The 13280-nt window shown below is 64.7% G+C and carries 10 protein-coding genes; 9 read left to right on the top strand and 1 reads right to left on the bottom strand.

From position 1 onward, the window contains the following. The first annotated feature begins 2 nt into the window (after window positions 1-2). From cobN to QRN10_RS10005, 3 genes are read left to right on the top strand one after another with little or no spacing between them, the layout of a single operon-like run. On the top strand, window positions 3-3767 hold the full coding sequence (gene cobN / locus QRN10_RS10015) for a cobaltochelatase subunit CobN (protein ID WP_285428322.1): 3765 nt from the start codon (window positions 3-5) through the stop codon (window positions 3765-3767). Further along, on the top strand, window positions 3764-4762 hold the full coding sequence (locus QRN10_RS10010) for a magnesium chelatase ATPase subunit I (protein ID WP_285428321.1): 999 nt from the start codon (window positions 3764-3766) through the stop codon (window positions 4760-4762). The genes cobN and QRN10_RS10010 overlap by 4 nt, the downstream gene beginning before the upstream one ends. Before the next feature lie 53 nt (window positions 4763-4815). Further along, window positions 4816-5418: a vWA domain-containing protein gene (locus tag QRN10_RS10005; protein WP_253511829.1), complete on the top strand. Its 603-nt coding sequence runs from the start codon at window positions 4816-4818 to the stop codon at window positions 5416-5418. A 126-nt stretch (window positions 5419-5544) separates the two neighbouring features. Here the strand turns inward: QRN10_RS10005 and QRN10_RS10000 are convergent, their stop codons facing one another. Further along, window positions 5545-6492: a DUF1853 family protein gene (locus tag QRN10_RS10000; RefSeq protein ID WP_266249015.1), complete on the bottom strand. Its 948-nt coding sequence runs from the start codon at window positions 6490-6492 to the stop codon at window positions 5545-5547. Between the two features lie 146 nt (window positions 6493-6638). Here QRN10_RS10000 and QRN10_RS09995 point away from each other — a divergent pair, with 146 nt between their 5' ends. From QRN10_RS09995 to pepN, 6 genes are read left to right on the top strand one after another with little or no spacing between them, the layout of a single operon-like run. Continuing rightward, window positions 6639-7529, top strand: a complete 891-nt coding sequence (locus QRN10_RS09995) for an NAD(+) kinase (RefSeq protein WP_003217892.1) — start codon at window positions 6639-6641, stop codon at window positions 7527-7529. Next, window positions 7526-8500: a metallophosphoesterase gene (locus QRN10_RS09990; RefSeq protein WP_409567511.1), complete on the top strand. Its 975-nt coding sequence runs from the start codon at window positions 7526-7528 to the stop codon at window positions 8498-8500. The genes QRN10_RS09995 and QRN10_RS09990 overlap by 4 nt, the downstream gene beginning before the upstream one ends. After that, window positions 8497-9369 carry a rhomboid family intramembrane serine protease gene (locus QRN10_RS09985; protein ID WP_285428319.1) on the top strand — a complete coding sequence of 291 codons (873 nt, stop codon included), beginning with the start codon at window positions 8497-8499 and terminating at the stop codon, window positions 9367-9369. The genes QRN10_RS09990 and QRN10_RS09985 overlap by 4 nt, the downstream gene beginning before the upstream one ends. Before the next feature lie 13 nt (window positions 9370-9382). After that, window positions 9383-9643, top strand: coding sequence for a YeaC family protein (locus QRN10_RS09980; RefSeq protein WP_034097057.1), 261 nt, complete (start codon window positions 9383-9385; stop codon window positions 9641-9643). After that, entirely contained in the window at window positions 9640-10470 is an 831-nt protein-coding gene (locus tag QRN10_RS09975) for a DUF2797 domain-containing protein (protein ID WP_181077353.1), read from the top strand. The genes QRN10_RS09980 and QRN10_RS09975 overlap by 4 nt, the downstream gene beginning before the upstream one ends. Before the next feature lie 13 nt (window positions 10471-10483). Then, window positions 10484-13138, top strand: coding sequence for an aminopeptidase N (gene pepN / locus QRN10_RS09970; protein WP_285428318.1), 2655 nt, complete (start codon window positions 10484-10486; stop codon window positions 13136-13138). The last annotated feature ends 142 nt before the right edge of the window (window positions 13139-13280 follow it).

Genomic DNA, 13280 nt, shown 5'->3' with positions numbered 1-13280 from the left:
CCATGCACCTGCTCAGGACTCAGCCCGGTGGTTTCGTCGCGGACGACAATATCGCCGACCTTGGCCAAACGCCCGCCGAGCTGGTGGTCCTGTGCAGCGGCGATTCCAGCCTGGCGCTGCTGGCCGAAGCGGCCCGGCAGCTGCCCGACGATTACCCGAGCCTGCGCCTGGCCAACCCCATGCAGGTGCAGAACCATGCCTCGGTGGACCTGTATGTCGACGAGGTGCTGCGCCACGCCAAGGTGATTCTGATTTCGCTGCACGGCGGTATCGGTTATTGGCGCTACGGCGTCGAGCGCCTGGTGGAGCTGGCCGAGCGCGGCGTGAGGTTGATCCTGGTGCCGGGGGATGATCGCCCGGACCCGGAGCTCAGCGGCCTGAGCACGGTTAACGCCGAACAGCGCGACCGCTTGTGGCAGTTCCTGCGCCAGGGTGGGTTGGGCAATGCGCTGGATTTCTATCGCTGCCTGGCCAGTGCTTACCTGGGCCGCGACTATGCCTGGGCCGAGCCGCACACCTTGCCGCGCACGGCGATTTATCACCCGCGCCACGCCAGCCCGCGGTTGAGCGATTGGCAAGCGGATTGGCGCGCCGAGTGGCCGGTGGCGGCGGTGCTGTTCTATCGCTCGCATTTGCAGGCGGCCAATACCGGCTTTATCGATGTGTTCTGCCAGCGCCTGCAGGCGGCGGGGCTGAACCCGTTGCCAATGGCGGTGGCGAGTTTGAAAGAGCCGGGCTGCCTGGCGGTGGTCGAGGACTTGCTGGATGAAGTCGGCGCGGCGGTGATCCTCAATACCACCGGTTTCGCCCAATCCAGCCCGGAAGCGCCGCATCTGCGCCCGTTTCGCCGCAATATCCCAGTGATCCAGGCCATCTGCGCCCAGGACAACCAGCCCGGCTGGGAGGCCAGCGAGCAAGGCCTGGGCCCGCGGGACCTGGCCATGCACATTGCCTTGCCGGAACTGGACGGGCGCATCATCAGCCGGCCGATCAGCTTCAAGGATCTGGCCTGGCGCAGCGAGCGCAGCCAGTCCGACGTGGTGTGCTACCGCGCCGCGCCCGAGCGCATGGATTTCGTCGCCGAACTGGCACGGCGCTGGGTCGAACTGGCGCGGGTGCCGAATGCGGACAAACGCATCGCCCTGGTGCTGGCCAACTACCCGACCCGCGACGGTCGCATCGGCAACGGCGTCGGGCTGGACACCCCGGCGGCGGCGCTGAATATCCTGCGGGCGCTGCACGCCGAGGGCTATCCGCTGCAGGATGCGCTTCCCGACAGCGGCACCGCGCTGATTCACGAGCTGCTCGGCGGCGTCACCAATGACCTCGACAGCCTGGACCTGCGCCCTTGCCATCAGAGCCTGGGCCTGGACGAGTACCAGGCGATGTTCCTGCGCCTGCCCGAGGCCAACCGCCAGGCCGTGTTGCAGCGCTGGGGTGCGCCGCAGCAAGACCCGATGTGCCGCGATGGCCGCCTGATGATCGCGGGCCTGCGCCTGGGCCTGACCTTTGTCGGCATCCAGCCGGCGCGCGGTTACCAGGTGGACGCAAGCGCTGTGTACCACGACCCGGACCTGGTGCCGCCCCATGGCTACCTGGCGTTCTATTTCTGGTTGCGCCACACCTATGGTGCCCACGGCGTGATCCATGTCGGTAAGCACGGCAACCTGGAGTGGCTGCCGGGCAAGGGTGTGGGGCTTTCGGAACACTGCTGGCCGGATGCACTGCTCGGCCCGCTGCCGAATATCTACCCGTTTATCGTCAACGATCCGGGCGAGGGCGCCCAGGCCAAGCGTCGTACCCAGGCGGTGATCATCGACCACCTGATGCCACCGCTGACCCGCGCCGAAACCTACGGCCCGCTGCGCGACCTGGAGCTGCTGGCGGACGAGTATTACGACGCGCAACTGCTCGACCCGCGCCGCGCCCGCGAGTTGCAGAAAGACATTCTCAAGCTGGTGCGCGAAACCCGCATCGACCAGGAACTGCAACTGGATGGCGACGCCGATGCCGCGATTTGGCTGCCGCGCCTGGACACTTACCTGTGCGACCTCAAGGAGTCGCAGATCCGCGACGGCTTGCACATCTTTGGCGAATCGCCCCAGGGCCGTCTGCGCATCGATACCTTACTCGCCTTGCTGCGCATCCCGCGTGGCGATGGCCGTGGCGCGCAATCGAGCCTGCTGCGCGTACTGGCCAAGGCATTCGCGCTGGGCTTCGACCCACTGGACTGCGCCCTGGCCGAACCGTGGACCGGTCGGCGTCCCGAGCTGTTGCAAGGCATTGATGCGCAGCCGTGGCGCACCGCTGGCGATACCCGCGAGCGCCTGGAGCTGTATGCGGCGCGGCTGATCGAACAGGCTCTGCAAGGGCCCCTGGAGGTACTGCAGGCACCGGGCTGGGAAGAGGTGAACGCGGTGATCGAGCACTTGCGCAGCATCGTCGCGCCACGCCTGGACGCCTGCGGCCCGGCGGAAATGCGCGGCTTGCTGGATGCGCTGAGCGGCCGTTTCGTGCCGGCCGGGCCCAGCGGCGCGCCGAGTCGCGGGCGCCTGGATGTGTTGCCCACCGGGCGCAATTTCTTCAGCGTGGACGTGCGCAATTTGCCCACCACCACGGCCTGGCGCATCGGCTTCCAGTCGGCCAACCTGATTCTGGAGCGGCATTTGCAGGATCACGGCGACCACCTGCGCCAACTCGGTCTGTCGGTGTGGGGCACCGCGACCATGCGCACCGGCGGTGACGATATCGCCCAGGCCATGGCGCTGATGGGCGTGCGCCCGGTCTGGGCCACCGGCAGCCAGCGGGTCGACGACTTCGAGATCCTGCCGATCAGCCTGCTCGACCGCCCGCGCGTCGACGTGACCTTGCGCGTGTCGGGGTTCTTCCGCGATGCCTTCGCCAACCTGATCCGCCTGTTCGACGCGGCGGTGCAGGCCGTTGCGGCCCTGGACGAACCGGACGATCTGAACCCACTCGCCGCCAAGGTGCGCAGCGAGCGCGAGGCGTTGCGCCAATCCGGGCTGGACGCCGAAGCGGCAGCGAAACAGGCCGGCTGGCGGATCTTCGGCGCCAAGCCGGGGGCCTACGGCGCCGGTGTGCAGGGCGCGATCGACGGGCGCCTGTGGCAAAGCCGCGCGGACCTTGCCGAGGTCTACCTGAACTGGGGTGGCTACGCGTATGGCGGGTCCGATGAGGGCACCGTGGCCCGTGAGCAGTTTGCCCAGCGCCTGAGCCAGGTGCAGGCGGTGCTGCAAAACCAGGACAATCGCGAACACGACCTGCTCGACTCCAATGACTATTACCAGTTCCAGGGCGGCATGCTCGCCGCCGTGGAAACCCTGAGCGGCGACAAAGCCGCCAGCTACCATGGCGACCACAGCCAGCCGGACCTGCCGAAGATCCGCACCCTGAAGGAAGAGCTGAACCGGGTGATCCGCGCCCGCGCCGCCAACCCCAAGTGGATCGATGGGGTGAAGCGCCACGGCTATAAAGGCGCGTTCGAGATGGCGGCCACCGTGGACAACCTGTTCGCCTTCGACGCCACCACCGCGCTGATCGACGATCATCAATACGCCTTGCTCGCCGATGCCTACCTGCTCGACCCCGACACCCGGGCGTTCGTGCAGCAGCACAACCCCGCCGCATTGCGCGACATGACCGAGCGCATGCTCGAAGCCCAGCAGCGCGGCCTGTGGCAGGCGCCGGGTGCCTACCGTGAAGCCTTGGAAAACCTGTTGCTGGATATAGAAGAAGACAGCCAATGACCGATATTCCCCATTTTCCACTGTCCGCCGTGGTCGGCGCCGATGACCTGAAACTGGCGCTGTGCCTGGCGGCCATCGACCCCAGGATCGGCGGCGTACTGATCGAAGGCCCGCGTGGCATGGCCAAGTCCACCCTGGCCCGTGGCCTGGCCGATCTGCTGGCCAGCGGTCAATTCGTGACATTGCCGCTGGGGGCCACCGAGGAGCGCCTGGTGGGCACCCTGGACCTGGACGCCGCGCTGGGCGAGGGCCGTGCGCAGTTTTCCCCGGGCGTGCTGGCCAAGGCCGATGGCGGCGTGCTGTATGTCGATGAAGTCAACTTGCTGCCCGATCACTTGGTTGACCTGCTGCTGGACGTGGCCGCCAGCGGCACCAACGTGATTGAGCGCGACGGCATTTCCCACCGCCATTCGGCGCGGTTCGTGCTGATCGGCACCATGAACCCGGAGGAGGGCGAGTTGCGCCCTCAACTGCTGGATCGCTTCGGCTTCAATGTGGCGTTGAGCGGGCAGACCCTGCCTGCCGAGCGCGGGCAGATCATCCGGCGCCGTCTGGATTTCGACAACGACCCCGCCGTCTTCTGCGCCGAGTGGGCCGAACAGCAGACGGCGTTGCGCGAGCGCTGCGCTCAGGCGCGCGCGCGGCTGGACAGTATCGAGCTGGATGACCGCGCCCTGGCGCAGATTGCCGAGCGCTGCTTCGTCGCGGGGGTCGACGGCTTGCGCGCTGACCTGGTCTGGCTGCGCGGCGCCCGGGCGCACGCAGCGTGGCGGGGCGCGGAAGAGATCGCCGAGGAAGATATCGAAGCCGTCGCGGAATTTGCCTTGCGCCACCGTCGCCAGGCGCCGTCCGCACCGACCAGCCCGTCTAATCAGGGGCAGTCGCGGACACCCTCGGACACCTCGCCCGCCCAAGGTCAGTGGGGCGATATGCCCGCACCGGCGCTGCCCACCGGCGCTCGCCGAGACGTGCCCGCCTGGCCAAAAAAGCCCTAGGCATCCGTCCCCGACCTGACGCGGGGACGGATGCCCGCCCCAAGGCAGGGCGACTGGACAACGGCAGGCAGGGCAAGGCGCGCAGCGCGCGGCAGGGCGCGATCGACTGGCCCGGAACCTTACTCGGCGGCCGGCCGCATTCCCGTGAAGACCTGCGCTACCATCTGCGCAGCCGTTCGGCCCATGAGTTGTGGCTGGTGATTGTCGATGCGTCGGCGTCTACCCGGCGACATCGTGCGTTAACCGACGCGAAGGGCTTGCTCGCCCAGCTGTTTGACGACGCCTACCGGCAACGCGCGCGCATGGCGTTGTTGACCGCCAGTGGTCAGGTGCCGAAATGGCAGGTTCAGGGGTTGAAAGCTGCGAAAGGCCTGACCGGCTGGCTGGATCAGTTGGGCGCCGGCGGTGGAACGCCGTTGCTGGCGGCGCTGACCGAGGCGCAGCATTGGTTGATGGCGCGACGCAAGCAGTATCCGGCTGAGCAGCAGCGTGTGTTGGTGATTACGGATGGGCGGCTCAAGGACATCGGCGGGTTGCCGTTATTGGCGTGTGCGGGGTTGCTGGTGGATATCGAGCGCGGGCCGATCAGGCTGGGGCGGGCCCGGGAGTTGGCGGCTGGGTTGCAGTTGGATTATCGGCATATCGATAAGTTGTAGTGCCGGTGTCGCCGCTATCGGGGGCGAGCCCCCTCCCACACTCGACAGCATTCCAAAGGGTGTACTCGGTCAAATGTGGGAGGGGGCTTGCCCCCGATGAGGCACTCACCTACACCACCCCCTCCATCAACCAGCCCCCGGCACATTCGGCCAAAGGTCCGCCACCAGAAACAAGCGCTCGGCTTCCTCCCAACCTTCACCGTTCTGCACCATGCGCACCAGCAGCTGCGCGGGCGCCATCGGATCAAGGTCGGCCAGCCAGGCCTGCATCTGTTCCTCGCTCCACACCTCGTCCGCCGGGTAGTGCGCCGGCGCCAGCCAAGCATGGCGGGGCAGGGGTTGCCAGCGTCCGGGCGCGCTGACCGCGACAAAATCCCGCCAATCGCGCTGATGCAACCAACGCCCGCGCAGGTGCTGAGGGTGAGCGCCAGCCGGTGGTTCGGCCAGGCCGGGCCAGGGATAGAGCAAATACCCGCCCAGCCACAAATGCGCATCGAACGCCTGAATACCCAGCGCCGCCAAGGCTTCACGGCTTTCCGGGCGTGCCGAAATCGGCAGTTGGTGCTGGGCCAGGTGCGCCAGTTTGCGGTCCAGCCGGTCGTGACAGCCGGGGCCCAGCCACTGCGCACTGTCCTGGCCGTTGCCATCCTGCGGGCCGAGGTAGAGTTTGATCGCCAGTTCCAAGTGATGCACGCCGTCGCGGTCGCGCAGCAGCATGTCCAGCTCGCCGAGGGTATGCCCGGCGCGGCGGATCGGCAGGTTGGCGGCCAGCAGTTCCACGCCCGGCGCATGCTGCACGGCGAATTGCCACAAACGCTCGTAGTACAGCCCCAGGCGTCGGGTGCGTGACAGGCTCAACCAGTGCCGCAGGGCGCCGCTGTCCTGGTCGAGGCTGTGCAGCCAGTGTTCGAGCCGATCCGGCGCTTGCACCCAGTCACTGCCCGCCAGCGGGTGGCGCTGCGGCCAGGGCGCGCGCGCCAGCATCGGCGGGGCGAGGATCACCCACGCCAGGTCGCGCACCTCGGGGTGGCGCAGCAGGCGGGGCAGGTTGAGCAGATCGGGGAACACAGTCATGGTCCGAGCATAGCCTTTTCACTGCGTTGAAGGGGGCTGAGAACCGTTGTCATCAAGGCTTCGTGGCGACAAAGGATTTTGCCTGGCGCGACCTTTCGCCCATAATCGTTTCTTTTTTGCCACACCCCAACGCCCGCAGGAGCCCCATGGAGCAATTTCGCAATATCGGCATTATCGGTCGCCTGGGCAGTACCCAGGTGCTGGACACCGTCCGCCGGCTTAAGAAGTTTCTGCTCGAGCGCCACCTGCATGTGATCCTCGAAGACACCATCGCCGAAATCCTTCCCGGCCACGGCCTGCAGACTTCGTCACGCAAGATGCTCGGCGAAGTCTGTGACATGGTGATCGTGGTCGGCGGCGACGGCAGCCTGCTCGGCGCGGCCCGGGCGCTGGCGCGACATAACGTGCCGGTGCTGGGGATCAACCGGGGCAGCCTGGGGTTTCTCACCGATATCCGCCCCGATGAGCTGGAAGTCGAAGTGGCCAAGGTACTCGACGGCCACTACCTGGTGGAAAACCGCTTCCTGCTGCAAGCCGAAGTGCGTCGCCACGGGGAAGCCATCGGCCAGGGCGACGCGCTGAATGATGTGGTGCTGCATCCTGGTAAATCCACGCGCATGATCGAGTTCGAGCTGTATATCGATGGTCAGTTCGTGTGCAGCCAGAAGGCCGATGGCCTGATTGTCGCCACGCCCACCGGCTCCACTGCCTATGCACTGTCCGCCGGCGGCCCGATCATGCACCCCAAGCTCGATGCCATTGTGATCGTGCCGATGTATCCCCATATGTTGTCCAGCCGACCGATTGTGGTCGATGGCAACAGTGAGCTGAAAATCGTGGTGTCCAAAGACATGCAGATCTACCCGCAAGTCTCCTGCGACGGGCAGAACCATTTCACCTGCGCCCCCGGTGACACCATCACCGTGAGCAAAAAGGCACAGAAGTTGCGCCTGATCCACCCGCTGGATCACAACTACTACGAAGTGTGCCGTACCAAGTTGGGCTGGGGCAGCCGCTTGGGGGGTGGAGGCGACTGATGCTCGATCCCGCGCGTAGCTACGACCTGATTGGAGACGTGCACGGATGCGCTCATACCCTTGAGCACTTGCTCGACCAGTTGGGGTACCACAAGCAGGCCGGCACCTGGCGACATCCGTCGCGCATGGCGGTATTCCTCGGCGATATCATCGACCGTGGCCCACGCATCCGCGAAGCGTTGCATATCGTCCACGACATGGCCGAGGCCGGCCAGGCGCTGTGCATCATGGGCAACCACGAGTTCAACGCCCTGGGCTGGACCACGCCGGCGCCGCCGGGCAGTGGCAAGCAGTTCGTGCGCGAGCACACCCCACGGCACGCGCGGCTGATCCAGGAAACCCTGACCCAGTTCGAGCAGCATCCGGCCGACTGGCAGGACTTCCTGGGCTGGTTCTACGACATGCCGTTGTTCGTCGATGCCGGGCGTTTTCGCGTGGTGCATGCCTGCTGGGATCAGAGTTTCATCGAACCTTTGCGTGCCACGTTCCCGGATGGCTGCATCGATCCGCACTTCCTGCAGGCCGCCGCCGTCCCCGGCAGCTTTGCCTGCAATGCCTTCGACCGCCTGCTGCGCGGCACCGATATGCGCCTGCCCGGCGGTCTGACGCTGACCGGCGGCGACGGCCTGACGCGTTCGTTCTTTCGCACCAAGTTCTGGGAAGACGATCCCAAGACCTACGGCGACATCGTGTTCCAGCCCGACGCGCTGCCCGAGCCGGTGGCGCGCACGCCGTTGTCGCCCCATGAAAAAAATTCCCTGCTGCGCTATGGCGTCGACGAGCCGTTGCTGTTTGTCGGCCACTACTGGCGCAGCGGCAAGCCGGCGCCGATTCGCCCCAACCTGGCCTGCCTGGACTACAGCGCAGTGCTGTACGGCAAGTTGGTGGCCTATCGACTGGACCAGGAAACACGCCTGGATCCGAGCAAGTTCGTATGGGTCGATGTTGAGCGGCCGCAGGTGATGAAATGAGCAGCGTGGCGGTATTGCGCTTGCCCCTGAGCGTCGACCTCGGCGGTTTCGTCAAGCTGCTGCAACGCATGCAGGTGCCCCATCGCGTCAGCGAAGAGGCCGGCGAACAGGTCTTGTGGGTGCCGGAAAGCATCAGCGACGATGTGCGCGTGTTGTATCAACGTTTCCCGGCGGGCGACCCGGACCGGCAATTGGACATTCCGGAGCAGGCGCCCGTGGCGCGCCCTGGCTTTGCCCAGCAAGTGCGACGCAGTCCGGTGACCGCGCTGGTGCTGCTGGCCAGCCTGGTGGTGGGGGCGTTGACCCTGCTGGGCGACAACCTGCAGGCGATGAGCTGGCTGAGCTTCCTGCCATTTCGGGTGCTGGGCGAATATATCCAGTTCACCCCGCTCGCCGACAGCCTGGCGTCGGGGCAGTGGTGGCGGCTGGTCACGCCGATGCTGCTGCACTTCGGCATCCTGCACCTGGCCATGAACGGCATGTGGTACTGGGAACTCGGTCGGCGCATCGAAGCGCGCCAGGGCAGTATCAACCTGCTCGGCCTGACCCTGTTATTCAGCCTGGTCTCCAACTACGCGCAATACGACTACGGCGGGCCCGGCCTGTTTGGCGGGTTGTCCGGCGTGTTGTATGGCCTGCTGGGGCATTGCTGGATCTATCAGCTGTTGTCGCCCAACCCGACCTATCGTCTGCCCCGTGGGGTGCTGGCGATGATGCTGATATGGCTGGTGCTGTGCCTGTCGGGGCTGGTATCGATGATCGGCTTCGGTGAAATCGCCAACGCGGCCCATGTGGGCGGGCTTGTGGTCGGCTGCTTTACCGGCTTGCTGGGCGGGCTCTACAGCCGCCGTAAAACGCCTCTTAATTAAAGGAAGAGCCTTCATGTCCTCTTTTGCTGAAATGATCGAAAACATCACCCCGGACATCTACCAGAGCCTCAAGCTCGCCGTGGAGATCGGCAAGTGGTCCGACGGCCGCAAGCTCACCGCCGAGCAGCGCGAGCTGTCGTTGCAGGCGATGATCGCCTGGGAAATCCAGAACCTGCCGGAAGACCAGCGCACCGGTTACATGGGGCCGCAGGAATGCCAGTCGAAGTCCACCACCGTGCCGAACATCCTGTTCAAGTCGGACGCGATCCATTGATTGAAATTGGGCGCGGTGCAGTCAGTAAAATGTCGGCGAAACTCGGTGAACCGACCGTTCAATATGCGTTTCGCTTGGGCGATACCGAGGTGCCGGTCAACCCGTTGATCGGCACCCACGTGCGCCTGGAATACCTCGGTGCCATTCATTGCAGCCATTGCGGACGCAGGACCAAGACCAGTTTCAGCCAGGGCTATTGCTACCCGTGCATGACCAAACTGGCCCAGTGCGACCTGTGCATCATGAGCCCCGAGCGCTGCCATTACGACGCCGGCACCTGCCGCGATCCGGGCTGGGGCGAGCAGTTCTGCATGACCGACCACGTGGTGTACCTGGCCAATTCCTCCGGGATCAAGGTCGGCATCACTCGCGCCACCCAGTTGCCGACGCGTTGGCTGGATCAGGGCGCCAGCCAAGCGTTACCGATCATGCGCGTGGCCACGCGCCAGCAGTCCGGTTTTGTCGAAGACTTGTTTCGCAGTCAGGTGGCCGATAAGACCAATTGGCGGGCATTGCTCAAGGGCGACGCCGCCAGCGTGAACCTCAAGCAAGTGCGTGACGATCTATTCGCCACCTGCGCCGAGGGCCTGCTGGGTTTGCAGGAACGCTTTGGCCTGCAGGCCATCCAAACCATTGCCGACGTCGAACCGATCGAAATTCGCTATCCGGTCGAGCAGTACCCGGCCAAGATCGTCAGCTTCAACCTGGACAAGAACCCGATTGCCGAAGGCACGCTGTTGGGGATTAAAGGCCAATACCTGATCTTCGACACCGGCGTTATCAATATTCGCAAGTACACGGCCTACCAGCTCGCCGTGCATCAGTAGAAGGATGCCCACCATGCGCACCGAACAACCGAAGATGATTTACCTGAAGGACTATCAGGCGCCGGACTACCTGATCGACGAGACGCACCTGACCTTCGAGTTGTTCGAGGACCACAGTCTGGTCCACGCGCAGCTGGTGATGCGCCGCAACCCCGAGCGTGGCGCCGGCCTGCCGCCGCTGGTGCTGGATGGCCAGCAACTGGAGCTGCTGAGCGTCAATCTGGGTGACAAGGAACTGACCGAGGCCGACTATCAGCTGACGGACAGCCACTTGACCCTGCAGCCGACCCGTGAAACGTTCACCGTCGACACCAGCGTGCGCATCCACCCGGAAACCAACACCGCGCTGGAAGGCCTGTACAAATCCGGCGGTATGTTCTGCACCCAGTGCGAAGCCGAGGGCTTTCGCAAGATCACCTACTACCTTGACCGCCCGGATGTGATGAGCAGGTTCACCACCACGGTCATCGCTGAGCAGCACAGCTACCCGGTGCTGCTCTCCAACGGCAACCCGATCGCCAGCGGCCCTGGTGAAGACGGCCGCCACTGGGCGACCTGGGAAGACCCGTTCAAGAAGCCCGCGTACCTTTTCGCCCTGGTGGCCGGTGACCTGTGGTGCGTCGAAGACAGCTTCACCACCATGACCGGGCGGGAAGTGGCGCTGCGCATCTACGTCGAGCCGGAAAACATCGACAAGTGCCAACACGCCATGACCAGCCTGAAAAAATCCATGCGCTGGGACGAAGAAACCTACGGCCGCGAGTACGACCTCGACATCTTCATGATCGTGGCGGTCAACGATTTCAACATGGGCGCCATGGAGAACAAAGGCCTCAATATCTTCAATTCCAGCGCCGTGCTGGCCCGCGCCGAAACCGCCACCGACGCCGCGCACCAGCGGGTCGAGGCGATTGTCGCCCACGAATACTTTCACAACTGGTCGGGCAACCGCGTGACCTGCCGCGACTGGTTCCAGCTGTCGCTCAAGGAAGGCTTTACCGTGTTCCGTGACTCGGGCTTTTCCGCCGATATGAACTCGGCGACGGTCAAGCGTATCCAGGACGTGGCCTACCTGCGTACCCATCAGTTCGCCGAAGACGCCGGCCCCATGGCTCACGCGGTGCGCCCGGACAGCTTTATCGAGATCTCCAACTTCTACACCTTGACCGTGTACGAAAAGGGCTCGGAAGTGGTCGGCATGATCCACACCTTGCTCGGCGCCGAAGGTTTCCGTAAGGGCAGCGACCTGTACTTCGAACGTCATGACGGCCAGGCCGTGACCTGCGACGATTTCATCAAGGCCATGGAAGACGCCAATAACGTGGACCTCAGCCAGTTCAAGCGCTGGTACAGCCAGGCCGGCACGCCGCGTCTGGCGGTGAGTGAGTCCTACGATGCCGCCGCCAAAACCTACAGCCTGACCTTCCGCCAGAGCTGCCCACCCACTCCGGACAAGATGGAAAAGCTGCCATTCGTGATCCCGGTGGCGTTGGGCCTGCTGGACGGTAACGGCGCCGATCTCCCGCTGCGCCTGGCAGGTGAGGCCGCCGCCGGCACCTCTCGCGTGCTGTCGGTGACGCAGGCCGAACAGACCTTCACCTTCGTCGATATCGCCGAGCAGCCATTGCCGTCGCTGCTGCGTGGTTTCTCGGCACCGGTGAAGCTGAGCTTCCCCTACAGCCGCGATCAGCTGATGTTCCTGATGCAGCACGACAGCGACGGCTTCAACCGTTGGGATGCCGGCCAGCAACTCTCGGTGCAGGTATTGCAGGAACTGATCGGGCAGCATCAGGCCGGTCAGCCGCTGCAGTTGGATCAGCGTCTGATCGACGCGCTGCGCACGGTGCTGATGGACGAAACCCTGGACCAGGCCATGGTCGCAGAAATGCTCTCGTTGCCCAGCGAAGCCTACCTCACGGAAATCAGTGAAGTGGCCGATGTGGACGCCATTCACGCGGCCCGCGAATTTGCACGCAAGCAACTGGCCGATCATGTGTTCGAAACCCTGTGGCTGCGTTACCAGGCCAATCGCGAACTGTCGCGGCAAACGCCTTATGTGGCGTCGGCCGAGCACTTTGCACGACGCGCCTTGCAGAACATCGCGTTGTCCTACCTGATGCTCAGTGGCAAATCCGAAGTGCTGGCGGCCACCCTGGAGCAGTTCGAGGCGTGTGACAACATGACCGAACGCCTGACAGCGCTGGCAGTGCTGGTCAATTCTCCGTTCGAGGCGGAAAAAGCCCAGGCGCTGGCGGTGTTCGCCGAGAACTTCAAAGACAACCCGCTGGTCATGGACCAGTGGTTCAGCGTGCAGGCGGGCAGCACCCAGCCAGGCGGGCTGGCCCGGGTCAAAGCGTTGATGGAACACCCGGCGTTCACTCTCAAGAACCCGAACAAGGTGCGGGCGCTGATCGGCGCCTTTGCCGGGCAGAACCTGATCAACTTCCACGCGGCGGACGGTTCGGGTTATCGCTTCCTGGCGGACCTGGTGATCCAGTTGAACGGCTTTAACCCGCAGATCGCCTCGCGCCAACTGGCGCCACTGACTCGCTGGCGTAAATACGACAGCGCGCGCCAGGCGCTGATGAAGGCCGAACTGGAGCGCATCCTTGCGTCCGGCGGTCTGTCCAGCGATGTGTTCGAGGTGGTCAGCAAGAGTCTGGCGTAAGGGCGGGGTGCGTTGCCGCTTCGCGCCGGGCTGCGAAGCAGCCCTATCAAAAACACCCACCGACCCAGAAAAACCGCAGCCATTTGCTCCTGACATGTTCTGTCAGGAGTAAATGCTAAGCTGCGGCTTCCTTCCCCGCCTG

The sequence above is a fragment of the Pseudomonas sp. lyk4-R2A-8 genome (assembly GCF_030209095.1).
In the GTDB taxonomy this organism is placed as follows: Bacteria; Pseudomonadota; Gammaproteobacteria; order Pseudomonadales; family Pseudomonadaceae; genus Aquipseudomonas; species Aquipseudomonas quebecensis.
Note: the sequence above shows the minus strand (reverse complement) of the source record. Positions and strands in the feature narration are given on the sequence as shown.